The organism is Rhodanobacter sp. Soil_C_14, assembly GCF_057657335.1.
On sequence record NZ_JBDGIQ010000005.1, the window covers coordinates 218,024 to 240,500 of the forward strand.

At 67.3% G+C, this 22,477-nt stretch carries 22 protein-coding genes; 9 read left to right on the top strand and 13 right to left on the bottom strand.

What is annotated here, in order from left to right:
• Positions 1-4: 4 nt before the first annotated feature.
• Both AC3A56_RS13475 and AC3A56_RS13480 read right to left on the bottom strand, forming a co-directional pair.
• Positions 5-1,585, bottom strand: coding sequence for a tetratricopeptide repeat-containing sulfotransferase family protein (locus AC3A56_RS13475; protein WP_487770659.1), 1,581 nt, complete (start codon positions 1,583-1,585; stop codon positions 5-7).
• 79 nt (positions 1,586-1,664) lie between these two features.
• Positions 1,665-3,653 (bottom strand): UvrD-helicase domain-containing protein, encoded by a 1,989-nt coding sequence (locus tag AC3A56_RS13480; RefSeq protein ID WP_487770660.1) that lies wholly within the window; start codon positions 3,651-3,653, stop codon positions 1,665-1,667.
• Between the two features lie 104 nt (positions 3,654-3,757).
• Here AC3A56_RS13480 and AC3A56_RS13485 point away from each other — a divergent pair, with 104 nt between their 5' ends.
• On the top strand, positions 3,758-5,149 hold the full coding sequence (locus AC3A56_RS13485; protein WP_487770661.1) for an NAD(P)/FAD-dependent oxidoreductase: 1,392 nt from the start codon (positions 3,758-3,760) through the stop codon (positions 5,147-5,149).
• Positions 5,150-5,429: 280 nt separating this feature from the next.
• On the opposite strand, the gene AC3A56_RS13490 is transcribed toward AC3A56_RS13485, so the two are convergent.
• Positions 5,430-5,912 (bottom strand): hypothetical protein, encoded by a 483-nt coding sequence (locus AC3A56_RS13490; RefSeq protein WP_487770662.1) that lies wholly within the window; start codon positions 5,910-5,912, stop codon positions 5,430-5,432.
• 279 nt (positions 5,913-6,191) lie between these two features.
• Between AC3A56_RS13490 and AC3A56_RS13495 the strand changes: the two genes are divergently transcribed.
• The 3 genes from AC3A56_RS13495 (at position 6,192) to AC3A56_RS13505 (ending at position 8,116) form a co-directional block, all read left to right on the top strand.
• On the top strand, positions 6,192-6,554 hold the full coding sequence (locus AC3A56_RS13495) for a hypothetical protein (protein ID WP_487770663.1): 363 nt from the start codon (positions 6,192-6,194) through the stop codon (positions 6,552-6,554).
• Between the two features lie 136 nt (positions 6,555-6,690).
• On the top strand, positions 6,691-7,323 hold the full coding sequence (locus AC3A56_RS13500) for a thymidine kinase (protein WP_487770664.1): 633 nt from the start codon (positions 6,691-6,693) through the stop codon (positions 7,321-7,323).
• A 22-nt stretch (positions 7,324-7,345) separates the two neighbouring features.
• Entirely contained in the window at positions 7,346-8,116 is a 771-nt protein-coding gene (locus AC3A56_RS13505; RefSeq protein WP_487770665.1) for a hypothetical protein, read from the top strand.
• A gap of 144 nt (positions 8,117-8,260) precedes the next feature.
• On the opposite strand, the gene AC3A56_RS13510 is transcribed toward AC3A56_RS13505, so the two are convergent.
• The 6 genes from AC3A56_RS13510 to AC3A56_RS13535 all read right to left on the bottom strand — a co-directional run bounded on the left by AC3A56_RS13510 (position 8,261) and on the right by AC3A56_RS13535 (position 13,465).
• Positions 8,261-8,860 carry a nitroreductase family protein gene (locus AC3A56_RS13510; RefSeq protein ID WP_487770666.1) on the bottom strand — a complete coding sequence of 200 codons (600 nt, stop codon included), beginning with the start codon at positions 8,858-8,860 and terminating at the stop codon, positions 8,261-8,263.
• A 241-nt stretch (positions 8,861-9,101) separates the two neighbouring features.
• Positions 9,102-9,929: a bifunctional DNA-formamidopyrimidine glycosylase/DNA-(apurinic or apyrimidinic site) lyase gene (mutM, locus tag AC3A56_RS13515; RefSeq protein ID WP_487770667.1), complete on the bottom strand. Its 828-nt coding sequence runs from the start codon at positions 9,927-9,929 to the stop codon at positions 9,102-9,104.
• A 166-nt stretch (positions 9,930-10,095) separates the two neighbouring features.
• Positions 10,096-10,593: a hypothetical protein gene (locus tag AC3A56_RS13520; RefSeq protein WP_487770668.1), complete on the bottom strand. Its 498-nt coding sequence runs from the start codon at positions 10,591-10,593 to the stop codon at positions 10,096-10,098.
• A gap of 3 nt (positions 10,594-10,596) precedes the next feature.
• The gene (locus AC3A56_RS13525) at positions 10,597-11,952 is read right to left on the bottom strand and encodes a GldG family protein (RefSeq protein ID WP_487770669.1); all 1,356 of its coding nucleotides are present in this window, start codon (positions 11,950-11,952) and stop codon (positions 10,597-10,599) included.
• A complete protein-coding gene (locus AC3A56_RS13530; RefSeq protein ID WP_487770670.1) occupies positions 11,952-12,707 on the bottom strand; it encodes an ABC transporter permease in 756 nt (251 codons plus the stop codon). Before AC3A56_RS13530 ends, AC3A56_RS13525 begins: the two co-directional genes overlap by 1 nt.
• Positions 12,704-13,465, bottom strand: coding sequence for an ABC transporter ATP-binding protein (locus AC3A56_RS13535; protein ID WP_487770671.1), 762 nt, complete (start codon positions 13,463-13,465; stop codon positions 12,704-12,706). The genes AC3A56_RS13530 and AC3A56_RS13535 overlap by 4 nt, the downstream gene beginning before the upstream one ends.
• A 163-nt stretch (positions 13,466-13,628) precedes the next feature.
• Here AC3A56_RS13535 and AC3A56_RS13540 point away from each other — a divergent pair, with 163 nt between their 5' ends.
• Positions 13,629-14,822, top strand: a complete 1,194-nt coding sequence (locus AC3A56_RS13540) for a DesA family fatty acid desaturase (protein WP_487770672.1) — start codon at positions 13,629-13,631, stop codon at positions 14,820-14,822.
• 76 nt (positions 14,823-14,898) lie between these two features.
• Positions 14,899-16,011: a saccharopine dehydrogenase family protein gene (locus AC3A56_RS13545; protein WP_487770673.1), complete on the top strand. Its 1,113-nt coding sequence runs from the start codon at positions 14,899-14,901 to the stop codon at positions 16,009-16,011.
• On the opposite strand, the gene AC3A56_RS13550 is transcribed toward AC3A56_RS13545, so the two are convergent.
• The 4 genes from AC3A56_RS13550 to rpmB all read right to left on the bottom strand — a co-directional run bounded on the left by AC3A56_RS13550 (position 16,001) and on the right by rpmB (position 17,486).
• Positions 16,001-16,417, bottom strand: coding sequence for a thiol-disulfide oxidoreductase DCC family protein (locus AC3A56_RS13550; protein WP_056763514.1), 417 nt, complete (start codon positions 16,415-16,417; stop codon positions 16,001-16,003). The genes AC3A56_RS13545 and AC3A56_RS13550 overlap by 11 nt on opposite strands.
• Entirely contained in the window at positions 16,407-16,982 is a 576-nt protein-coding gene (locus tag AC3A56_RS13555) for a DUF4166 domain-containing protein (RefSeq protein ID WP_056763516.1), read from the bottom strand. Before AC3A56_RS13555 ends, AC3A56_RS13550 begins: the two co-directional genes overlap by 11 nt.
• Positions 16,983-17,071: 89 nt before the next feature.
• Positions 17,072-17,239 (bottom strand): 50S ribosomal protein L33, encoded by a 168-nt coding sequence (rpmG, locus tag AC3A56_RS13560; protein ID WP_007810357.1) that lies wholly within the window; start codon positions 17,237-17,239, stop codon positions 17,072-17,074.
• 10 nt (positions 17,240-17,249) lie between these two features.
• Positions 17,250-17,486 carry a 50S ribosomal protein L28 gene (rpmB, locus tag AC3A56_RS13565; protein WP_007810354.1) on the bottom strand — a complete coding sequence of 79 codons (237 nt, stop codon included), beginning with the start codon at positions 17,484-17,486 and terminating at the stop codon, positions 17,250-17,252.
• A gap of 292 nt (positions 17,487-17,778) precedes the next feature.
• Between rpmB and secB the strand changes: the two genes are divergently transcribed.
• From secB to AC3A56_RS13580, 3 genes are all read left to right on the top strand, one after another.
• Positions 17,779-18,282, top strand: a complete 504-nt coding sequence (gene secB, locus AC3A56_RS13570; RefSeq protein WP_007810352.1) for a protein-export chaperone SecB — start codon at positions 17,779-17,781, stop codon at positions 18,280-18,282.
• Positions 18,283-18,291: 9 nt separating this feature from the next.
• Positions 18,292-19,317 (top strand): NAD(P)H-dependent glycerol-3-phosphate dehydrogenase, encoded by a 1,026-nt coding sequence (locus AC3A56_RS13575; protein WP_487770674.1) that lies wholly within the window; start codon positions 18,292-18,294, stop codon positions 19,315-19,317.
• 110 nt (positions 19,318-19,427) lie between these two features.
• Positions 19,428-22,445: a DEAD/DEAH box helicase gene (locus AC3A56_RS13580; protein ID WP_487770748.1), complete on the top strand. Its 3,018-nt coding sequence runs from the start codon at positions 19,428-19,430 to the stop codon at positions 22,443-22,445.
• Positions 22,446-22,477 lie beyond the last annotated feature (32 nt).

Consider the following 22,477-nt stretch of genomic DNA (forward strand, 5'->3'; position numbering starts at 1 on the left):
AGCGTCATCGATCCACCTTGATGCCGGACCCTTCCAGAAGGTCCAGCAGCGCGCCCAGCTGCGGTTCGTACTTCTTCCATCGCTTCAGTGCATTGCGATAGATTGGGCTGCGCACCTGCACCGCGCTGGCGGTGGCCACGGGCGAAGGATTGTCTTCGAAGCGCAGGCATGCGTCGTTCCATTCCAGTCCACAGAATGCGATCACTTCACGCGAGCGCTGCTCCTGGTGCTCCACCAGGTCCTCGTACCCGACCTGCAGCACGCGATCAGGAAGCACCCGTTGCCAATGGGCCATCAGCCGGTCGAAAAGCACGTAATAGCGGCCGGTATCCAGCAGGTCGTAGGAATAGTCGAAATAGGGCGACTTTGGCGCGAACAGCTGGCGGAAATTGCTCAGACAGGTGTCCACCGGGTCGCGGCGCAGGCAGACGATCCTGGCGTTGGGCAATGCCTGCGCAATGAAGCCGGCGTACAGGAAGTTGTGCGGCAGCTTGTCGATGAATCGCGGTTTCCGGCTCGCCGCCGCCCGCGCTCTGGCCAGATAGGTTTCGCCAAGCCGGCGCGGATCGGTCCCGCGTGCGCCGATGATGGTGGGCAGGTCGATCAGCACCGGTGTCCGCGCGCCGGACAGGAACTTCACCGACATGGGGAAATCAAGCAGCTCGCCAGCCGAATGGACGTCCGGATGGCTGGAGATGATGCGCTCGACCAGGGTGGTGCCAGTGCGTGGCATCCCGATGATGAAGATCGGCTCGTCGGACGTGCATCCCGGCGATGGCGCGAGCGGTTCGGGAAAGCTCTCCGCGATGGCGGCAAACAGTGCCTCGTCGTGCTCGATCGAATAGTGGCGGCCCGTGCCGCCGGCGGACTTGCCGCGCACCAGGTGCGCGAAGGCCTTCGGATGGTCGCCGAGGTCCTCGTACTCCTTGAACAGCGCCATGTTGAAACAGATCTGTGCGGGCAGGTTGGCCGGGTCGACCTGTGGCAGCAGCGACTCCAGCCGGGCGACGTGGTTGCTGGCGGTGCTCTGCCGATGCAGTTGCGACAGGGTGAGATGGGCGCGCCAGTGCATCGGGTCGAGCGCCAGACATGCTTCGATCTCGACTGCTGCGCCGTCGAGTTCGCCGGCGGCGACCATCGACGTGGCGAGGTTGTAGCGGTAGGTCGCGACGTCCGGTGCGATCGAGGTAGCCTCGCGGAATGCCACGATGGCCTGGTCGTAGTCGCCGATCTGCGTGTAGACCACGCCCAGCGTGTCCAGGGCGGCCGGATCGCGGGGCGCCAGCGCAAGGGCGCGATCGGCGACCACCCTGGCGTCGCGGTTTCGCCGTGCAAGCGAAAGAGCCTTGGCGTACTGCACGACGAAATCGCTGCGGGTGGGTTCCAGGGTTTCGGCCTGGTGCAGGTGATCCAGCGCCGGCAGCAGGTCCTCCAGCTCCAGGCACGCGATGCCGGCCATGTAGTGGATGCCGGAATGGCGTGGCGCCACGGGCAGCAACTGCATCGACAGCTGGCGGGCCTCCTTCCAGTGGCGCTGGTTGAAGGCGGCCAGAAGCTGGGCATAGAGATGGGCCGGATCTGCCATGGATGTCCGCGGGTTCGTGACGGCACGCGTTGCCGAGACGTGGTGGCAAGCGTGCCAGCCGAGGCCGATTGTAGCGTGGCTATCCCGGCGTTCCGGCCAGCATCGCCTTGATCCGCGCCATGTGCGACTCGGCGGTTTCGCGGGTCACTTCCTTGTCCGCTTCGGGGTCCTTGCCCTGCCAGTGCAGGTCGTCCTGCGGCAGCTCGTGCAGGAAGCGACTGGGCTGGTTGCGGTGGACCTCGCCGTAGCGTTTGGTCTGCGCGCACCACGACAGCGTCAGCAGTTCCTTGGCGCGGGTGATGCCCACGTACATCAGCCGGCGCTCTTCCTCGACGCGACCTTCGTCGATCGCGCCTTCGTGCGGCAGGGTGCCGTCCTCGCAGCCGACGATGAAGACGAAGCGGAACTCCAGGCCCTTGGCCGCGTGCATCGTCATCATGCGCACCGCGTTGCCCGGCTCGTCGCGATCGGCGTGGCTGAGCAGGGCCAGTTGCGAGGCGAGGTCGCCCGCCGTGTTGCCACCTTTCTGCATCGCGCGGAACCAGCCGGCCAGTTCCTGCAGGTTGCCCAGCTTGCGATCGCGCGCGCTGGCGTCGGGCGTGCTGGCGATGATCTGCGCGGCGTAGCCGGTGCGCTTAAGGATCAGCTCGACCAGGTCGGCGGCGTTCTCGTGCAGCGAGGCGCTGCGCAGTTCGTCCAGCAGATTCGCGAACGAGGCCAGCGCCGCCGCCGGGCGCGGGGTGAGCTGGCGCAGCACGCCGTCGCTGCGGGTGGCGTCGAGCAGGGACGAGTGACGCGACTGCGCAAGCTGGCCCAGCTTCTCCAGCGTGGTCGCGCCGATCTCGCGTTTGGGCACGTTCACCACGCGCAGGAAGGCGGCGTCGTCGCTGGGATTGGTCAGCAGGCGCAGGTAGCACAGGATGTCCTTCACCTCGGCGCGGTCGAGGAAACTCAGCGCGCCGGTGAGGTGGTAGGGAATCCGCGCCAGGCGCAGTGCCTTTTCCAGCGGCCGCGCCTGGAAGTTGCCCCGGTACAGGATCGCCATGTCGTCCCAGCGCGCCTTGTGTTTCTCGGCCAGGGTGGTGGCGATCGCGGCGACGCGCTCGGCCTCGTGTTCGGCTTCCTTGCATTCCAGCACGCGAATCGGCGCGCCTTCGGGGTGCTCGCTCCACAGCTTCTTTTCGTGCAGGTGCGGGTTGTTGGCGATCAGCTTGTTGGCCGTGCGCAGGATGCGCTTGCCGCAGCGGTAGTTCTGCTCCAGCTTGATCACGCGCAGGTTGGGCCAGTCGCGGCCGAGCTGGTCGATGTTCTCCGGGTTGGCGCCGCGCCAGGCGTAGATCGACTGGTCGTCGTCGCCCACGCAGGTGATGCCGCCGCGCTCGCCGGTCAGCGCCTTCAGCAGGCGGTACTGTGCGTCATTGGTGTCCTGGTATTCGTCCACCAGCAGGTAGCGGAAACGTTCGCGCCACGCCTCGCGGCATTCGGCGTCGGACTCCAGGATGCGCAGCGGCAGCCGGATCAGGTCGTCGAAATCCACGGCGTTGAACGCGCTCAGGCGCTGCTGGTACAGGTCGTAGATGGTGGCGGCCTCGATCTCGCGCGGGCTGCGCGCGGCGGCCAGCGCTTCCTCCGGCGACAGGCCGCCATTCTTGGCGCGGCTGAGCAGGTTGCGGATGCCGAACAGCACGTCGTTCTTCACGCCCTTGGGCGCCAGCTCCTTGACGATGCCGCCGCTGTCGTCCGCGTCCAGCACCGAAAAGCCGCGGCGCAAGCCGGCACGCGCGTGCTCGATCTGCAGGAACTTCAGGCCCAGCGCGTGGAAGGTGCTCACGGTGAGCGCGGCCGCGTCCTCGCTGCTGACCAGCTTCGCCACGCGCTCGCGCATCTCCTTCGCGGCCTTGTTGGTGAAGGTGATGGCGGCGATCTTGTGCGCACTGAGCTTGCGGCGCTGGATCAGGTACGCGATCTTCTGGGTGATCACGCTGGTCTTGCCGGAACCGGCGCCGGCCAGCACGAGCAGCGGCCCCTCGCAGTGTTCGACGGCGGCCTGTTGTTGGGGGTTGAGCATGGATCGGAACAGTGCGTGATGCGGAGGCCGATGTTAGCAGAGCCTCGCTGGCGCGCCGCCGCGCATCGGCCATAATCCGCCCACGACAGTCGCTGGGGAGAGGCATGGCGGAGCAGCAGGTGGAGCAGCAGGTGGAGCAGCAGGTGGAGCAGCAGGTGGAGCAGCAGGTGGAGCAGCAGGTGGAGCAGTGCGACGTGGTGGTGATCGGTGGCGGCCCGGGCGGCAGCACCGCGGCGACGCTGCTGGCGCGCAAGGGCTACAAGGTGATCGCGCTGGAAAAGGCGCATCACCCGCGCTTCCATATCGGCGAGTCGTTGCTGCCGATGAACCTGCCGGTGTTCGAGCGCCTCGGCGTGCTGGACAAGGTGCGCGCGATGGGCGTGTTCAAGCCCGGCGCCGATTTCGAGGCGGACAACGAACGCGGCTACAACACCTACGCGTTCGCCCGTGCGATCGGGCAGAGCCCGCCACATGCGTACCAGGTGTGGCGGCAGGATTTCGACAAGATGCTCTACGACCACGCCCGCGAATCCGGCGCAGATGCGCGCGAGGGCCACGAGGTAGTGCAGGTCGAGCAGCGCGGCGCCCGCGAGAGCTGGCTGGACGTGAAGACCGACCAGGGCGACAGCTACGCGATCCAGGCCCGCTACGTGGTCGACGCCAGCGGTCGCGATGCCTTGCTGTCTTCGAAGAAGAAGCTGCGCCGCAAGAACGACCAGCACCAGAGCGCGGCGATCTTCGGCCACTTCCGCGGCGCCGAAACGCGCGCCGGCGAAGACGCGGGCAACATCAGCATCTACAGCTTCGGCTACGGCTGGATGTGGATGATCCCGCTGCCCGATGGCGTGATGAGCGTGGGCGCGGTGTGCCGGCCGGAGTATCTGAAGCAGCGCAAAGGCCGCACCGTAGACTTCCTGCTCGATACCTTGAAGCTCAGCCCGGCACTGTGGGCGCGCCTGCAGCATGCCGAGCTGGTCGACAACGAGGTGCGCGTCACCGGCAACTACTCCTACGACTCCACCTGCATGGGCGGGCCGGGCTGGATCCTGGTCGGCGACGCGTTCGCCTTCCTCGACCCGGTGTTTTCCTCCGGCGTGTACCTGGCGATGAGCGGCGCCGAGCAGGCGGCGGAGGTGGTTGACCAGGCGTTGCGCGAGCCGTCGCGCGAGCTGTCGCTGCTGCGCAAGCTGGAAAAGCGCCAGCGCGCCGGCATGGCCCGATTCTCGTTCTTCATCTACCGCTTCAACGGCCCGGTGATGCAGCAGATGTTCCGCCAGCCCCGCAATACCTGGCAGCTGGAGCAGGGCGTGATCTCGATGCTGGCCGGCGACCTGTTCGACACGCCGAAGGTGCTGCGGCGCCTGCAGCTGTTCAAGCTGGTCTACGCGATCTGCGGCCTGCGCGACTGGCGCCGCTGGCGTGACGAGCACAAATACCGGCTGGGTCAGGCCCACACGCAATTCACCGGCGGCAATACGCCGCTGGACAAAGGTTGAGTACGTAGGAACGCACCCTGTGCGCGATGCTCTCCATGTCCTGGTGCGGAGATCTCACGCGAAGACGGACGACTTGCTGGCTTCCGCACCGGTTTCGAGTGATAGGGGATGGTTGGCGACATCACCTTATCATTCGAGCCAGCCCTTCTTGCTTGCCATATCAATGGGTTGCGGCTTAAGTAAGTACCATTCGGACCCGACCCCGAGATTTTTCCGCAGTGAATCGGTTACGAGGCGCTCGGGGAAGATGAGGTCGGCGGACGCTTGCGAAAGAGTAGAATTAACCACCACCCAATTTAATTCCAAGACACGCCACAGGTGGTGGTGGGGCACCCATTTTCGTTAAAGCAAATCGAATGCCCGACGCAGAAGTTTTGCTGCCCTGAACGCAATCCACATCGATTAGCATTTTCTGAAGCTTTGGCACAGCCATTTTAGCACGCTGGCCAAGGTTGCCTAGGGATCTAGCTACCCAATAACGTACCCCATCATTTGGGGAGTCCATCAGGGATAGTATGTCGATCACTGTCTTTTCATCAACATCCTGAGCATCAATTTTTTGCGTCAACTTCGCCAGATGTTCCGCAGCATCTTCGTTCAACCCCGCTGCCGACCGCTCGTCCATGTGCATTTTTATCACTACTGCTCTAAGCTCTCTTATGGATGCGGAGTCACCTGCCAAGGCACTATTCGCAGGAATAATGATCGGCGCAGTCGCAATAATCAAAGTAAAAATAGATTTTTTGAGTTTATTTTTCAGCATACGATAACCTCGGAAATAAAATTATTATTGTTACCACCATGACCATACTCTATCAATAGGCACGGTTGTACTAGCCGGCAAATAAGGGTTGATCGCAGTAGATGGCAACTCGCCTGCGTTAGTATCAGAGCAAAAAGGGGACGTGGCCAATTAAGCCGAGACCACCCTCGGCAGCGTCCCCGCCGGCAGATCTGGTCAGCCACCTGCAGCACTGAGGCGGCATGTACCCCAACCGATTTAATTAGCCACGTCCCCTTTAGTTTGGAGCAGGCGGCGGAGGTGGTTGACCAGGCGTTGCGCGAGCCGTCGCGCGAGCTGTCGCTGCTGCGCAAGCTGGAAAAGCGCCAGCGCGATGGCATGGCCCGATTCTCGTTCTTCATCTACCGCTTCAACGGCCCGGTGATGCAGCAGATGTTCCGCCAGCCCCGCAACACCTGGCAGCTGGAGCAGGGCGTGATCTCGATGCTGGCCGGCGACCTGTTCGACACGCCGAAGGTGCTGTGGCGCCTGCAGCTGTTCAAGCTGGTCTACGCGATCTGCGGCCTGCGCGACTGGCGCCGCTGGCGTGACGAGCACAGGTATCGGCTGGTGCAGGCGCGCTTGCGGTTCACTGGCGGCAATACGCCTTTGGATCGGGAATAGGGAATGGGGAACGGGGAACGGTCGGGCGGCGGCTCTGGCAGTCCGGTGTCTGTGAGAAACTGGGCGGCGTGGTCTGGCCTCGGCGCTGCTCCTGCCGTTCCCTGTTCCCCGTTCCCATTCTCCAATCCCGGCACCCATGGCCAAGCTCTATTTCTATTACTCGGCGATGAACGCCGGCAAGACCACCACGCTGCTGCAGAGCGCGTACAACTATCACGAGCGCGGCATGCGCACGCTGATCCTCACGCCGGCGCTGGACAACCGTTTCGGCGAAGGCGTGGTGGCTTCGCGGATCGGCCTGAAGGCGAATGCGCGCCGTTTCAGCAATGACGAGGACCTGTTCGCGCTGGTCGAGGCGGACATCGCCGCGCGGGGTGCGCTGAACTGCGTGTTCGTCGATGAGGCGCAGTTCCTCAGCAAGGCGCAGGTGTGGCAGATCAGCGACGTGGTCGACCGGCTGAACATCCCGGTGCTGGCCTACGGCCTGCGCACCGATTTCCGCGGCGAGCTGTTCGAGGGCAGCCGCTACCTGCTGGCCTGGGCCGACAACCTGGAAGAGATCAAGACGATCTGCCATACCGGCCGCAAGGCGACCATGGTGGTGCGCGTGGATGAGCACGGCCGTGCCGTCACCGACGGCCCGCAGGTTGAGATCGGCGGCAACGATCGCTATGTCTCGGTGAGCCGCGCCGAGTTCAAGAAGATCAGCGCGGGCGACGGCCGCATCGAGTTGCAGCAGGCCGTGCTGCCGCTGGGCGAGCGTGAATGAAACGGACCATCAAGGAATCTGCATGAGCGAAGTCACCCCCGCAGTCAGCTGGCCGCGGCCGTACTGGCAGCCTGGCGAAGAAGAGGCCGTGCTGCAGTTCTACGTGTTCGGCAAGTTCGAGCCCGAGCTGCTGATCCCGTCGCCCCGCTACGGCAGCCCGGGCCTGCCCGAAGGTGTCGAGATCCAGCGTTTCCAGAACGCGGTGCTGCGGCAGTGGGAAGGCTATCCGCTGAATGGCGCACTGGGCCAGCTGATCAAAGAAGACACGCCGGCGGCGTACGAGAACGCGCGCATCGCGCCCGAGGTGCTGGTGGTGCGCGGCGTGCTCAAGGACTCGGACACCCTGGACTACCTGCGCGACACGCTGGGCGTGCTGGCCGGCATGCTCGACGTGGGCGGCACGGCGGTTCTCGATCCGCAGATCCTCACCCTGTTCGACGCCGACCACTGGCGCCGCCACTACCTGGTGAAGGACGGCGCGCCGCCGCGCAACCACGTGCTGATCCTGCGCAGCGGCGAGGAAGCGGCCGATCGGTCGTGGATACACACCCGCGGCATGCGCAAGTTCGGCCGTCCGGACCTCAGCCTGCACAACGTGCCCGAAGGCGACATCGATCGCGCCGGCGTGCTGTGCGAACGACTGGTGGAACTGTTGTCGCTGGGCGCGAACTTCGCCGCCGGCCAGGAACTGGAGGTCGACGGCCTGGCCGAAGGCCTCGTCGCGCAACCCGGCGGCAGCCTCGACGATCCGGATTTCAACAACACCCATATCGCGTTCCACTGGCCGCAGTAAGCGCCGCCGCGGCCGCAACGACAAAGGGCGACACCGAAGTGTCGCCCTTTTTTTCGCCAGCCCGAAGGATGAGGGACTGCGAATCAGTCACTCGCGTGACCGATCCGCGACCGGCCATCCGTGGCCGAGCCAGCTCACAACCTCTCAGCCCTTGACGATGAAGCGCTGGCTGTCGTCCATGAAGGCCTTCTCGCCGAAGCCGCCTTCGTGCGAACCGAACGGCATCTGCGCGCGCAGTTTCCAGGTCGCCGGCACGCTCCATTCCTGGCGGGTCGCCTCGTCCGCCACCGGGTTGTAGTGCTGCAGGCTGGCGCCCACGCCGGCCTCGGTCAGCGCCAGCCACACGGCGAACTGGGCCATGCCGCCGGCCTGTTCGGACCACACCGGGAAGTTGTCCGCGTACAGGGCGAACTGCTCCTGCAGACCCTTCACCACCGACTGGTCCTCATAGAACAGCACCGTGCCGACGCCGGCGGCGAAGCTGTCGAGCTTGGCGGCGGTGGGGGCGAAGGCGTCGGCCGGCACGATCCTGCTCAGCTCGGCCTTGGTCAGCGCCCAGAACTTCTCGCTCTGCTCGCCGAACAGGATCACGGCGCGCGAACTCTGCGAATTGAACGACGACGGCGTATGCCGGATGGCTTCCTTGATGCGCTGGGTCAGTGCGTCCTTGTCCAGCGACACGTTCTTGCCCAGCGCGTACTGGGTGCGGCGCTGCTTGAGCGATTCGATCAGGGTGCTGTTCATGGGGATTCCTCGGGCAATGGGGTCAATGCATGGGAATCGCGGATTGGAGAAGGCTAGTTATGGAAACAGTGCCGGATGGCCGTGTTGTCCCTTGTGGCCACGGAATAGTTCCGCTTTGTCGCCTTCATCGCTGCATTTCGCGATCCATGGCGAACATGTTAGGCCCGGAAATCGGCCTGGCTAGCCGGCGGCTCGTGGTTAGTCTGTTTCCAGAAAGAAACAATGAGCGTACCGGCCTGCTTCAGCGCTGGCAGTGCGGGCACCAGAACGTCGAGCGCTGGCCCAGGGTGACCTGGCGGATCGGCGTGCTGCACACCCGGCAGGGTTCGCCGGCGCGGCCGTAGACCATCAGCTCGCGGAAGAAATAGCCCGGTGCGCCGTCGGGGCTGATGAAGTCGCGTAAGGTGGTGCCGCCGCGCTCGATGGCCCAGGCCAGCAGGCGTTTCACCTCGGCGGCCAGTCGTGCGTAGCGTGCCCGTGAGACCTTGCCCGCGGCGAGCCGGGGATCGATGCCGGCGTAGAACAGCGCCTCGCTGGCGTAGATGTTGCCCACGCCCACCACGACGGCGTTGTCCATCAGGAACAGTTTCACCGCCGCCGTGCGTCCGCGCGACAGGTGCCACATCAGGTCGCCGTCGAAGGCGTCGGTCAACGGTTCCGGCCCCAGCTTGGCCAGCAGTTCGTGGGTCTCGCCGGGCGCCTGCCACAGCAGGCAGCCGAAGCGGCGCGGGTCGGTGAAGCGCAGGATGCGCGGCGCCTGCGCCGTCATGCGTTCCAGCGCGATGTCCACGTGATCGTGCTTGCCGATGGGCGCGTCCGGAGGCAATACGCGCAGCACGCCGGTCATGCCCAGGTGCAGCAGCGCGCTGCCGGCTTCGGTGTGCAGCAGCAGGTATTTCGCCCGGCGTTCCACCGCGTCGATGCGCTGGCCGGGCAGCACGGAGCTGATCTCCGGCGGAATCGGCCAGCGCAGGTCGGGACGACGCAGGGTCACCCCGGTCACGCGCCGGCCGATCAGGTACGGCGCGATGCCGCGACGGGTGGTTTCGACTTCGGGCAGTTCGGGCACGTTCGATCCGGTCGCTCAGAGTTTGTGAAGAAAACCACTTCCTGTGGTTTTCCTCTATCGCACGTCCGGTACACGCCCGGACGTGCTCACACGAATCAGTCATTTACATGACTGATTCGCGCCCGGCCATCCGTGGCCGGCCTGAGAGGTTGAAGCTCACAACCTCTCAGTGCAGCTCGGTCACGGCGATGGCCGGCGATCGCGGCATGTAGCGCGACGACACCAGCGCCACCCGATCGCCCACGCGCACGTAATGCTGCGGTCCGGTGACCGAGCTTTCGCCGAACTCGAGCCTTTCGCCATCCAGCACCAGCACCGCGCGAGGCGGCTGCAGGCCGATTTTCGCCGGGTCGAAGTCGCTGGCCGGGCGCCAGCTCAGCACATGGGCGGCGGCGATGCCGGCGAGATCGTCGAGGCGGTCGTCGTTGGCGACGCGGCCGGGCGTGCCGTCGGTGCGCCACCAGTGGCCGTCGTCGTGCTTGCGGTAATCCAGCGGGGTGGCGCCCGGCAGGGTGAGGCTGATCTGCGTGATGGTCGCCGGGTCCAGCGTGGTCAGCGGGCCGGTTTCCCGGCTGGCGTCACGCTGCAGTTGCCAACCGGCCACGCCGAGCAGGGCCAGCACGCCCAGCACCAGGAACAGCTTGCCACGCTGCGCGCGCTTCATCGCTCAGCGCCGCCGCCGACGCCACACGATGGCGCCGCCGATCAGCAACAGCAGCAGCGGCAGCGCGATCAGGAAGCCGAAGCTCAGCGTGTTGAGTTCGCCCTGCGATATCTGCAGCAGCCGGTCCGGCGCGCCCCGCGGCGGCAGGTTGACCAGCTTGTCGTCGCCGAGCAGCCAGTCGAACACGCGTTCGCCCAGCGCGCGATTGCCGCCATTGCCCAGGTAGGTGTTGGACAGGAAATCGCCGTCGCCGATCACCACCGCGCGCTGCTCACTCTTGTCCGGACTGGGCGACAGCCGGCTCAGGGCGAAGCCGAAGTCCAGCGGACCCTTCAGCTCGCCCACGTCGGCATCGAAGCGGATGTCGGACGACTTCGCGTTGTCGATCGGCTGGAACTCGGTCCAGCTTTGCGCGCTGGAACGCAGGAACGGCGCGAACGCCCAGCCGCTCTGGTCGAGTTGCGCCAGCGTGGAGGCCTGCGGAAACAGCGTGGTCAGGCTGAAGCCGCGGGTGATCGCTTGCGCCGGGTAGTCGCCCAGGGTGATCAGGCGCGGGTCGTGCAGGCCCAGCGCGGCGCCCGAACCATCGACCAGCACGCCGGGCAGCACGCGCACGCCCAGCGCAGCGGCCAGCGGCCTGAGGCCCAGGTCGTCGTTGGCCGGCTCGGCCAGCCACAGCAGGTTGCCGCCGTTGGCCACGTAGTTGACCAGCGCCTGCACCGCCGCCGGCGGCAGCGCCACTTCCGGACTGGCCAGCACCACCAGGTCGGTGTGCTCGGGCACGGCGCTGACCTGGCTGAAGTTCAGCGGCACCGCGCGCATGCCGCGGCTTTCCAGCTGGGTGATGAAGGTGCCCAGGTCGCCATTGCCCTGGCCGTCGGCGCGCCGCTCGCCGTCGCCGGTGACGAAGGCCACGATGCGGTCGCGGCCGCGCAGCAACCGTTCCAGCGCATTGGTGAGGCTGCGCTCGGACAACTCGTCCAGGCGTTGCTCGCGATCCTGGTAGTGCAGGATCAGCGCGCCGTCGACGGTGATGCCCAGCTCGCGCATCTTCGCCGGGTCCAGTTGCGGGTCGACGAAGCGCAGCGTGAGGTCGGGCTTCACCGCCTGGTAGCGCTGCAGGAAGCCGGCCACGGTCTGGCGCAGGTCGCCCTGCGGCCGCGCGTAGCTGACGATTTCCACCGGGCCCTGCAGCTGCGCCAGCACGGCGCGACTTTCCGCCGACAGGCTGGTGCGGCCGTTGGCGGTCCAGTCGGACTGCTTCGCGTAACGGGCCGAGAGATAGCCCAGCGCGGCGAAGGCCAGCACCAGCAGCGCGGCAAACAGCCAGCCGTCCAGACGTCTGAACAGGTTTCGCATCAGCCACGCTCCCGGTCGGCGGCGAGCCGGCGCGTCGCCAGCACCAGCGACAGCGCGGCCAGCAACACGAACCACGCGACGTCGGCGCTGGACACCAGTCCGCGCAGCAGCGGCTGCAGGTGCGAGCTCATCGCCAGCCAGTTGATCGCGCCGCCGTTGATGCCGGCCAGTTGCGCGCCCAGGTTCACGCTCCACAGCGCCAGCGCGATGACCAGGGCGGCAGCCGCCGCAATCGCCGGATGCGAGGCGAAGCTGGAGCAGGCCACCGCGATCGCCGCCAGCGTGGCCAGCATCAGGGCGAGGCCCAGGCTGGCGGCGGCCAGCTTGCCCCAGTCGAAGTGGGTGGCGTGCATCAGCGCCAGCGGCATCGCCAGGGTCAGTGCTAGCCACAACAGCAGCCAGCCGAGCAGGGCCAGGTACTTGCCCAGCACGATGCGCGAAGCGGGCACGCCCGCGGCGAACATCAGCGGCAAGGTGCCGTTGCGACGCTCGCCGGCGATCACCGACATGCCCAGCAGCGGCACCACCAGGAAGGCCAGCTGGGCGAGCTGGCCCAGCAGCGGCACGCCGACCAGGTCGACGAAGCCGGGGCCGTCAGGCTGGGCGGCGCGCTGGATCTGGCCGGCCAGGAAATTGCCCAGCAGCAGGGTGAAGTTCCAGGCCAGCCAGGCCAGCGTCAACGCCGCCAGCACCCAGGCCAGCGGGCGCACCAGCAACCGGCGCCATTCCAGTCGTGCCACCGCAAGCAGGGTCATGCAGCCTGCGCCTTGTCGCTGCCGTTCATCGCAATCCCGAAGAAGGTCTGTTCCAGTGCCGCGTGGTCGTCGGCCAGCACGGCGCCGTCATGGCGCAGCGTGCCCTCGTGCAGGATCGCCACGCGATCGCACACCGCGGTCACCTCGGCCAGCAGGTGGGTGGACAGGATCACCGCGGTGCCGGCGGCGGCCTGCTCGCGGATCAGCGCGCGCAAGGCGGCGACCTGCACCGGATCGAGCGCGTTGGCCGGTTCGTCCAGCACCAGCAGGGCCGGGCGATGCAGCAGCGCGCAGGCCAGCCCGAGCCGCTGGCGCTGGCCTTGCGACAGCACGCCGGCCAGGCGCCGGGCCAGCGGCTGCAGTTCCAGTCGCTCGACGATTGCGTTGCGGGCCGCGCGCAGGTCGCTGCCGTTCATGCCGCGCAAGCGTCCGTGCGCGTCCAGGTGTTCTTCCACCGTGAGCTCGGCCCACACCGGCGCACGCTCGGGCAGCCAGCCGATCTGGTGGCGGGCGAGTTCCGGATACTCGAGGAAATCCTCGCCGTTCAGCTGGATGCCGCCGCTGTCCGGGCGCAGCGCGCCGGCGATCATCGACAAGGTGGTCGACTTGCCGGCGCCGTTGACGCCCAGCAGGCCCATCACCTGGCCGCTTTTCAGCGCCAGGCTGAGTTCGCGCACGGCCTGGCGGCCGGCGCGTCGGCGGCTGAGGCGATCCAGTTGCAGCACGGTCTTGGGTGAGGCCGGAACGATGGTGGTCATTGCCTGATTGTCATGGCGCCCCCATCCTGAAACAACAGGCGCGTGAATAACGTCGCCTTAGCTTCCACCGCTTGACCAACTGCTATCATTCGTGGTTCGCAACATGCTGGTGGGTACGGAAGCCCCTGATTTACACTGACTTGTCCCTCATCCGGTGCCTTCCATGCTCGACGCGGTAATCAATTTCCTCAACGATGGTCTGACCGGCGCAAGCTGGGGCCAGATCGCCGTGTACATGCTGGTGATGACCCAGCTCACCATCTTCACGGTGACCCTGTACCTGCATCGCAGCCAGACCCATCGCGGCGTGGATTTCCACCCGGCGCTGGCGCACTTCTTCCGTTTCTGGGGCTGGCTCACCACCGGCATGGTCACCCGCGAGTGGGTGGCGGTGCATCGCAAGCACCACGCCAAGGTCGAGACCGCGGACGATCCGCACAGCCCGATGATCTACGGCATCAAGAAGGTGTTCTGGGACGGCGTGTCGCTGTATCGCGACGCCTGCGAGAACAAGCAGGACATGGAGCAGTACGGCCGCGGCACCCCCGACGACTGGGTCGAGAAGCGCGTCTACGGCGCGCATCCCTACTGGGGCCCGACCCTGATGCTGTTCATCAGCGTGGCGCTGTTCGGCGTGATCGGTGCGGCGCTGTGGGCGCTGCAGATGGTGTGGATTCCGTTCTGGGCCGCCGGCTTCGTCAACGGCATCGGCCACTGGGCCGGCTACCGCAACTTCGAAAGCGCGGACACCGCGCGCAACCTGATCCCGTGGGCGTTCTGGATCGGCGGCGAAGAGCTGCACAACAACCATCACGCGTTCCCCAGCTCGGCCAAGTTCGCCCTGCGCAAGTGGGAATTCGACATCGGCTGGGCGGCGATCTGCGGCCTGCGTGCAGTAGGCCTGGCCAAGGTGCTGCGCGTGGCGCCCACCCTCGACATCCGCCCGAACGTGCGCCTGCCCGATGCCGAAACGCTGAAGGCCGTGCTGACCCATCGCTTCCAGGCGATGACCGACTACTACCGCGGCGTGATCCTGCCGACCATCGCCGAAGAAGCGCAGCATGCCGGCGAAAGCCTGAAGTCCACCCCGCGTCGCCTGCGTCGCGCGCTGGCCGACGGTGGCCGCTGGCTGGACAGCGAAGGCCGCGACCGCATGCAGGCGGTGCTGGCCAGGCGTCCGACGCTGGCCACCGTGGTCGAGTTCCGCAGCCGCCTGGTGGCGCTGATGGAGCAGCGCGGTGCCGAGCAGGCGCTGAAGGGCCTGCAGCAGTGGATTCACGAAGCCGAGGAAAGCGGCATCCGGGCACTGCAGGAATTCGCCCAGCGGCTGAAGGGCTACGGCGTGGCCACGGCCTGATCGGAAGCCAGCATGTTTCAGCAGAACCCGCCGTCCGGCGGGTTTTGTTTTTCGGGGATCGGCACGAGGGAAGCGGATGGCCTTGCGCGTAGTGTTGATCGGCGCCACCGGCGTGTTCGGTTCGCGCATCGCCAGCCAGCTGGCGGGCGATCCGCGCTTTCAGCTGGTCGTCGCCGGCCGACGGGCGCAGAGCCTGGCGGCGCTGCGTGATGCACTGGGCGATGCCTCGGTGCAGGTGGCTGCGCTCGACGTGGCCGCGCCGGGTCTGGCCGATGCGCTGGCCGCGTTGCGGCCGCAACTGGTGATCCACGCGGCCGGTCCGTTCCAGCAACAGGACTATCGGGTGGCCGAGGCCTGCCTGGCCTGCGCCAGCGACTACATCGACCTTGCCGACGGACGCGACTTCGTCGGCGGCATGAGCCGTCTGGACGACCGTGCACGGGAAGCCGGTCGCCTGCTGGTCAGCGGTGCCTCCACGGTGCCGGCGCTGAGCAGCGCGGTGGTGGATGGCCTGCTGCCGCGCTTCGCCACGCTGGACGTGATCGAGCACGCGATCAGCCCCGGCAACCGCACGCCCCGTGGCGACGCCACGGTGGCGGCGATCCTGGGTTATTGCGGCCGCCCGGTGGAACTGTGGCGCGACGGTCGCTGGCAGCGGGGCCACGGCTGGATGCTGACGCGGCGCCCGCGGTTTTCGTTCGGCCCGCGCTGGGTCGGCTTGTGCGATGTGCCGGATCTGGCCCTGTTCCCGTTGCGCTATCCCGGCGTGCGCACGGTGATCTTCCGGGCGGGGCTGGAGCTGAAGCTTCTGCACTTCGGCACGCTGGCCGCGGCGTGGCTGGTGCGGCTGGGACTGCTGCGCGACCTGGCCCGCCACGCCACGCGCCTGCGCCGGATCAGCGAGTGGTTCCTCGGTGCGGGCAGCGACGTCGGCGGCATGCTGGTGGAACTGGGCGGGCGCGACACGCAAAGGCGGGCGCTGAAGTTGCGCTGGTCGTTGCGCGCGGCTGCTGGCGATGGCCCGCAGATTCCCGCCACACCCGCGGTGGTGCTGGCGCGCAAGCTGGCCGACGGCAGCCTGTCGGCGCGCGGAGCGATGCCGTGCATGGGCCTGTTCACGCTCGACGAGGCGCTTGAAGCACTCGATGGCTTCGCGATCCAGACGCAGCTGGAAACGCTTACGGGCTGAAACGCGCGCGTTGCTCCGGCGTGGGCACGAAGCAGCTGCGGCTCTGTCCGAAGATCCGGTAGCGGTGGCGGGCCACGAAGCGGTAGGCCGGGTCGCCGAGCCAGCGCGGCACCCGATGCAGCGCATGGCCCAGCCAGCGCCAGCGACGCTGGCCCAGGCTGCGCAGGATCTGCACGATCGCCCGGGTGTCGGTGTAGCCGCGATGGTCTTCGACCAGCAGGAACGACAGCGGCGAGTCCGGGTCCAGCCCGTGCACCAGCAGCAGGGCGCGGCCGTGCTCCGACTGCATCGCGGCGAAGTGATAGCGCGATGCGCGATCGTGCTTCAGCAGGAAGCGCACCCAGCGACTGCACAGCAGGCAGACGCCGTCGAACACGATCACCGGCGCGGCGGTTTCAGCCTTCATCCGGAGCCGCCCCGGCTTGCGAAGGTTCCAGCCAGCCGTGGTAGGCGACCAGCTGGCCCAGCCAAGGCAGCCGCGCGTCGACGCTGAACTGGTAGCGACCGTCACGGATGCCGCTGCGCGAAAGCACCTGGCCGCGCAGCGCCCGCGGGCAGGGCAGGCCGAGGAAGTGCACGCTGCGCAGCTGCCAGTCGATCGCGTCGCCGTCCTGGCGCAGGGCGAAACCCAGCCGGGCCGGCCCCAGCGTTTCGAACAGCAGGGGCGAGCCGTTGCACCGGCCCAGCGTGGAGCGCATCTGCCGAGTGGCGAAACGGCGCGTCCAGATTTCGCGGTCGTCGCGGCGTTCGATGGTCAGTGCCAGTGCCTGTGCCGGGCCTGGCGACGGCAAGCCCAACAGCCGGCGCAACCAGCGTGCGGGCAGGCGGCGGTCGCCGGTGATGTCGGCCAGGCCGCTGGCCTGCAACCGTGGCGACGAGCCGTGCATGGCCTGCACCGCCGCTGGCAACTGTCGCCAGCTCTCGTCGCCGAGCAGCTCGGGAAACAATGCGATCAATGGGGCGGGACTCATCCGGCGATGATGCGTGGCAGTCGCCGGCCCGGCAAGCAGGCAAAAGAAAACCCGCCACGGGGGCGGGTTTTCTTCGGCGCGTCGATCAATTACTTGATCTTGCCTTCCTTGTACATCACGTGCTTGCGAACCACCGGATCGTACTTCTTGAACTCGAACTTTTCCGGGGTGTTCTTCTTGTTCTTCTGCGTGGTGTAGAAGTGGCCGGTGCCGGCCGTGGAGATCATGCGGATCTTGTCTTGGGTCTTGTTAGCCATGGTTTGATCCTCAGACCTTTTCGCCGCGGGCGCGCATGTCGGCAATCACGGCCTCGATGCCATTCTTGTCGATGGTGCGCAGGGCGTTGTTGGAAACGCGCAGCTTGATCCAGCGGTTCTCGCTGGCCACCCAGAAACGACGCTCATGCAGGTTGGGCAACCAGCGGCGACGGGTACGGTTGTTGGCGTGCGAGACGTTGTTGCCGCTCATCACACCCTTACCGGTGACTTGACATACACGGGCCATGACGACCTCCGTAAATTTTTTTGACACCCGTTGGCCAGGGTGTGATCGGCCCAGCGGCGCCATGCGCCACGCGATGCTGGAGGTCTTGCGTCGCGTGAGCGTGAGGTCCGTACCGCGTGGCGGACCGCCCGGAAGCACCGGGTCGACAGAGGCGAGCCGCGTATTCTCGCAGAAAAACAGCGCCCTGCGCAATCTTTGCCGCATTTGGCGGTTCCCGCCGGCGTGCGCGCGGCGGGGATGTATGGAACAATCGTCCTCTTTTATTCAAACGACCCGACTCGAGGAACGCCCGATGGCACAAGAGATCACCAACGACCAGGCCAACGGCCAGTCCAGTCAGCCGCAGCTGGTGATGCAGAAGATCTACGTGAAGGACGTGTCCTTCGAGGCGCCGAACGCGCCGCAGATCTTCCAGGAGATCGACGAGAAGGACCAGCCGCAGGTGCAGCTGAACCTGGGCCAGAAGGCCACCGATCTGGGCAATAACATGTACGAAGTGGTGCTCAGCCTGACCCTGACCTGCACCATCGGCCAGCGCACCGCGTATCTGGCGGAAGTGGAGCAGGCCGGCGTGTTCGGCATCGCCGGCTTCAGCGAGGCCGACCAGGCCGGCATCATCGGCAGCTACTGCCCGAACCTGCTGTTCCCGTACGCCCGCCAGGTGATTTCGTCGCTGGTGCTGGAAGGCGGTTTCCCGCCGTTCCTGCTGCAGCCGATCAACTTCGATGCGCTGTTCGCCGAACAGCAGCGCCGCGCGATGGGCGGCGACGAAGCCCCGGCCACGCTGAACAGCTGAGTCCGGCCCATGCCTGACCACCCGAAGCTGACCGTTCTCGGCGCCGGCTCCTGGGGCACTGCGCTGGCGGCCCTGATCGCACGCAACGGCGTGCCCACCACCTTGTGGGGGCGCGACGCCGGGGCGCTGGCGGCGATGACGGCCGCTCGCGTCAACCAGCGCTACCTGCCGGACATTAAGCTGCCGGAGCAACTGGGCTACGAAAGCGACCTGGCCCGCGCCGTGCGCGGCGCCGGCATCGTGCTGATCGTGGTGCCCAGCCATGCCTTCGCCAGCATGCTGGACGAACTGGCACCGCTGCTTGATGCGGATACCTCGATCGCCTGGGCCACCAAGGGCTTCGAGCCGGGCACCGGCCGCTTCCTGCACGAACTGGTGGCCGAGAAGCTGCCCGGTCGCGCGGCCGCCGTGGTCACCGGGCCCTCGTTTGCGAAGGAAGTGGCGTCCGGCCTGCCCAGCGCCGTCACCGTGCACTCGGACGATGCGGCGTTCGCGCAGCAACTGGCGACCCTGCTGCACGCGCCCAACCTGCGCGCGTATTCCGGCGGCGACGTGCTGGGCGCCGAGCTTGGCGGCGCGATGAAGAACGTGCTGGCGGTGGCCACCGGCATCGCCGACGGCATGGACCTGGGCCTCAATGCCCGCGCCGGCCTGATCACCCGCGGCATGAACGAGATGCTGCGGCTGGGCGTGGCGCTGGGCGCGCGGCCGGAAACCCTGATCGGGCTTTCCGGCCTGGGCGACCTGGTGCTGACCTGCACCGGCGACCTGTCGCGCAACCGCCGGCTGGGTCTGGCGCTGGGCCAGGGCATCGCGATCGACGAAGCGGTGCGCCGGATCGGCCAGGTGGTCGAAAGCATCCTCACCGCCGACGAGGTGGCGCGACTGGCCGACAAGCATGCCCTGGACCTGCCGATCAGTGCCGGTGTGCGCGCCGTGCTGCATGGCGAGGTCACTCCGGTGGAAGGGCTCAAGGCGCTGATGGCGCGCGAGCAGAAGCCGGAATATCCGCACGGGCTGTTCGGCAACGCCTGATTTCCCCCGCGCCCCGGTCCGCATTGGCCGGGGATGCGATCGCGACGGTCGCATCCTGCCCGCGCGCTGCTAAGCTCAATGTTTTGGTCATCGCCACGGACCGCATGCGCATGCAGCAACCGGACGAGAAACAGCACGCCGCCAGCGCAGCACCCGGCGACGACGAAGCCCTGCCGCAGGCATGGCGACGGCTGCTGGCTGCGCCCCGGCCGACCGCGACGGACGAACAGGGCGTGCTCGGTTTCTTCCTGGAAGTGATGCCCGAAGAAAACGCCGCCTTCGTGCGCCTGGACGTGGCGCCGGTGCTGCTCGGCGTGGCCGAGCATGGCCGCTACGCGCGGCCGGTGCCGCTGGACAGTCGGCACCTGGCGCAGTCACCGCTGCAGCCCCACGAGCAGCGCCTGGCCGCGACCATGCTCGGCCTGCCGCAGAGCGTGCGCAAGGGACGCAGCTATGCGCGCATGGGCGGCCATGTCGGCGACACCCTGCTGGCCGAGATCCTCGACACCGCGCCCTGCTTCCTTGGCGGGCTGGCCGGCCTGCGCCTGTCGCGCGGCAAGTCGCACCAGCTCAACTGGCACTGGAAGATGGAACCGGACGGCAGTCAGCGCCTGTTGCCGGTGCTGCCGCACAGCCAGCGCCTGCTGCGCATCGACTGCCTGTGGTATCTCGATGTGGAGCGCGCCACCGTGGGGCGCTTCGATGCCGCCGGCGAGGAAACCCACTGGCTCGACCTGCCGCCGCTGAAGCATGAGCACGGTCGCCGCCTGCGCAACCGCCTGAGCGGCAGCCGGCTGGCCACGCGGGTGCCGCTGCCCCAGGTGTTCGGCGAGGTGCGCCGCTCAGAGCTCGCGCCCAAGCCCATCCTGATCCTGCACGCGCTGACCCGGCATGCGCGGCTGGCCGCCGGCACGCCGCCGCTCGGCTACGCCAGGCTGGCCTTCGACTACGCCGGCGAACGCCTGCCCGGTCGCGGTGGCGAGCCGCTGGTGCGCCGGGTGCGCAACGGCCAGCTGGTCGAGATCAACCGTCGCCGCGCCGAAGAACTGACCGCGATGGAACAGCTCGAACGCGCCGGCCTCACCCCCGGCGTGGATACCGAAGGCCTGCCCTGGGACGTGGCCGAAACCTTGCCCGACGACGCTTGGCTGTTCCCCGGCACCGGTTATGCCGGCGCGCTGGAGGTCAACACGCCGGCCCGCTGGCTGGCGCTGCGGCCCAAGCTGGAGACCGAGAATTTCCAAGTCGAGTACGCGCCCAGTTTTCCGTTCGAAGTGCTGGAAGGCCCGGTGCACTGGTATGGCCACGCGGTGGAGGACGCCGACGACCATGCCTTCGACCTGGAAATCGGCATCGAGCTGGATGGCCAGCGGCACAACCTGCTGCCCGCCGTGGCGCAGGCGCTGGCCGAGCATCAGCTGAACCTGAGCCCGGCGCCGAACGAACCGGAAGACGCGGTGTGGTACGCGCCGGTCGATGCGCGCCGACGCGTGCCCGTGCGCCTGAAGGAGTTGCGCGGCCTGCTGGCGCCGCTGGCCGAATACCTGGAGAAGCCGCGCAAGAAGCTCCACCTGCCGCGGGTGCAGGCCGGCCGGCTCGAAGAGCTGGCCGCGGCGATGCCCGGCGGCAGCCAGCTGGAAGCGGCCGAGCCGCTGCTCGGCTTCGCCGCGCGCCTGCGCGATGCCGCCGAGCGCGCCAGCGATGCGGTGCCCGAAGGCCTCACCGTCGAGATGCGGCCGTACCAGCGCGAAGGACTGCGCTGGCTGAATGCGCTGGCCGAGGCCGGGGTCGGCGGCGTGCTGGCCGACGACATGGGCCTGGGCAAGACGCTGCAGCTGATCACCCATCTGCTGTCGCTGAAACAGGGTGGTGCGCTGAGCCAGCCCGCGCTGATCGTGGTGCCGACCAGCCTGATCCCGAACTGGCAGTCGGAAATCGCCCGCTTCGCGCCGATGCTGCAGGTGCTGACCCTGCATGGCCCGCAGCGCGCCGAGGAGTTCGACCAGCTGGGCGCGCAGGACATCGTGCTGACCAGCTACGCATTATTACCACGCGACGTGGTGGCGCTGCGCCAGCAACCGTTCGCGCTGATCGTGCTGGACGAGGCGCAGCAGGTGAAGAACCCGCGCACCCAGGCGCGCCGCGCCTTGCTCAGCCTGCGCACGCCGCGTTATGTCTGCCTCACTGGCACGCCGCTCGAAAACCATCTGGGCGAGCTGTGGTCGCAGGTCGACCTGGCGGTGCCCGGCCTGCTCGGCGACGAGAGTGCGTTCCGGCGCTTCTACCGCGTGCCGATCGAGAAGCAGCACGACGAGGAATGCCAGCAGCGGCTGAACCTGCGCATCTCGCCATTCATCCTGCGCCGGACCAAGTCGCAGGTGGCCAAGGAGCTGCCGCCGAAGACCGAGATCACCCGCCGCGTGGTGCTGGAAGGCCGCCAGCGCGAACTGTACGAAGGCCTGCGCCTGTCGCTGGCCGAGGAACTGCGCGAGGTGATCGCCGAGCGCGGCATTTCGCATTCGGGCATCGTGGTGCTGGACGCCCTGCTCAAGCTGCGCCAGGTCTGTTGCGATCCGCGCCTGGTGAAGCTGGAGGCCGCGCGCGGCGTGCATGAATCGGCCAAGTTCGAACTGCTGATGGACATGCTGCCGGCCCTGCTCGACGAAGGCCGCAAGGTGCTGCTGTTCTCGCAGTTCACCGGCATGCTGAAGCTGATCGCCGCCGAACTCGATCGCCGGCGCATCCGCTACGTCACCCTCACCGGCGACACCCGCGATCGCGCCGAGCCCGTGCAGCGTTTCCAGAACGGCGACGTGCCCCTGTTCCTGCTGTCGCTGAAGGCCGGCGGCGTGGGCCTGAACCTCACCGCCGCTGACACCGTGATCCACTACGACCCGTGGTGGAATCCCGCCGCCGAAGCGCAGGCGTCCGACCGCGCGCACCGCATCGGCCAGGACAAGCCGGTGTTCGTGTTCCGCCTGATCACCTCGGGCACGGTGGAGGAGCGCATCGAGGAACTGAAGGAACGCAAGGCCGAACTGGCCGCTGCCGTGCTGGAAGGTGGCGGCAGCCGGCAGAAGCTCAGCTTCGACGAGGGCGACCTGGACGCGCTGCTGGCGCCGGGCTGAGCGCTTCGGCAGCGCGCGACGCCGCGGCGGAT

Excerpts from the sequence above, each read along its gene's own strand:
- AC3A56_RS13475 (WP_487770659.1), bottom strand. The coding sequence starts at position 1,585 with ATGGCAGATCCGGCCCATCTCTATGCCCAGCTTCTGGCCGCCTTCAAC.
- AC3A56_RS13480 (WP_487770660.1), bottom strand. The coding sequence starts at position 3,653 with ATGCTCAACCCCCAACAACAGGCCGCCGTCGAACACTGCGAGGGGCCG.
- AC3A56_RS13485 (WP_487770661.1), top strand. The coding sequence starts at position 3,758 with ATGGCGGAGCAGCAGGTGGAGCAGCAGGTGGAGCAGCAGGTGGAGCAG.
- AC3A56_RS13490 (WP_487770662.1), bottom strand. The coding sequence starts at position 5,912 with ATGCTGAAAAATAAACTCAAAAAATCTATTTTTACTTTGATTATTGCG.
- AC3A56_RS13500 (WP_487770664.1), top strand. The coding sequence starts at position 6,691 with ATGGCCAAGCTCTATTTCTATTACTCGGCGATGAACGCCGGCAAGACC.
- AC3A56_RS13505 (WP_487770665.1), top strand. The coding sequence starts at position 7,346 with ATGAGCGAAGTCACCCCCGCAGTCAGCTGGCCGCGGCCGTACTGGCAG.
- AC3A56_RS13510 (WP_487770666.1), bottom strand. The coding sequence starts at position 8,860 with ATGAACAGCACCCTGATCGAATCGCTCAAGCAGCGCCGCACCCAGTAC.
- AC3A56_RS13520 (WP_487770668.1), bottom strand. The coding sequence starts at position 10,593 with ATGAAGCGCGCGCAGCGTGGCAAGCTGTTCCTGGTGCTGGGCGTGCTG.
- AC3A56_RS13525 (WP_487770669.1), bottom strand. The coding sequence starts at position 11,952 with ATGCGAAACCTGTTCAGACGTCTGGACGGCTGGCTGTTTGCCGCGCTG.
- AC3A56_RS13530 (WP_487770670.1), bottom strand. The coding sequence starts at position 12,707 with ATGACCCTGCTTGCGGTGGCACGACTGGAATGGCGCCGGTTGCTGGTG.
- AC3A56_RS13535 (WP_487770671.1), bottom strand. The coding sequence starts at position 13,465 with ATGACCACCATCGTTCCGGCCTCACCCAAGACCGTGCTGCAACTGGAT.
- AC3A56_RS13540 (WP_487770672.1), top strand. The coding sequence starts at position 13,629 with ATGCTCGACGCGGTAATCAATTTCCTCAACGATGGTCTGACCGGCGCA.
- AC3A56_RS13545 (WP_487770673.1), top strand. The coding sequence starts at position 14,899 with ATGGCCTTGCGCGTAGTGTTGATCGGCGCCACCGGCGTGTTCGGTTCG.
- AC3A56_RS13550 (WP_056763514.1), bottom strand. The coding sequence starts at position 16,417 with ATGAAGGCTGAAACCGCCGCGCCGGTGATCGTGTTCGACGGCGTCTGC.
- AC3A56_RS13555 (WP_056763516.1), bottom strand. The coding sequence starts at position 16,982 with ATGAGTCCCGCCCCATTGATCGCATTGTTTCCCGAGCTGCTCGGCGAC.
- rpmG (WP_007810357.1), bottom strand. The coding sequence starts at position 17,239 with ATGGCTAACAAGACCCAAGACAAGATCCGCATGATCTCCACGGCCGGC.
- rpmB (WP_007810354.1), bottom strand. The coding sequence starts at position 17,486 with ATGGCCCGTGTATGTCAAGTCACCGGTAAGGGTGTGATGAGCGGCAAC.
- secB (WP_007810352.1), top strand. The coding sequence starts at position 17,779 with ATGGCACAAGAGATCACCAACGACCAGGCCAACGGCCAGTCCAGTCAG.
- AC3A56_RS13575 (WP_487770674.1), top strand. The coding sequence starts at position 18,292 with ATGCCTGACCACCCGAAGCTGACCGTTCTCGGCGCCGGCTCCTGGGGC.
- AC3A56_RS13580 (WP_487770748.1), top strand. The coding sequence starts at position 19,428 with ATGCAGCAACCGGACGAGAAACAGCACGCCGCCAGCGCAGCACCCGGC.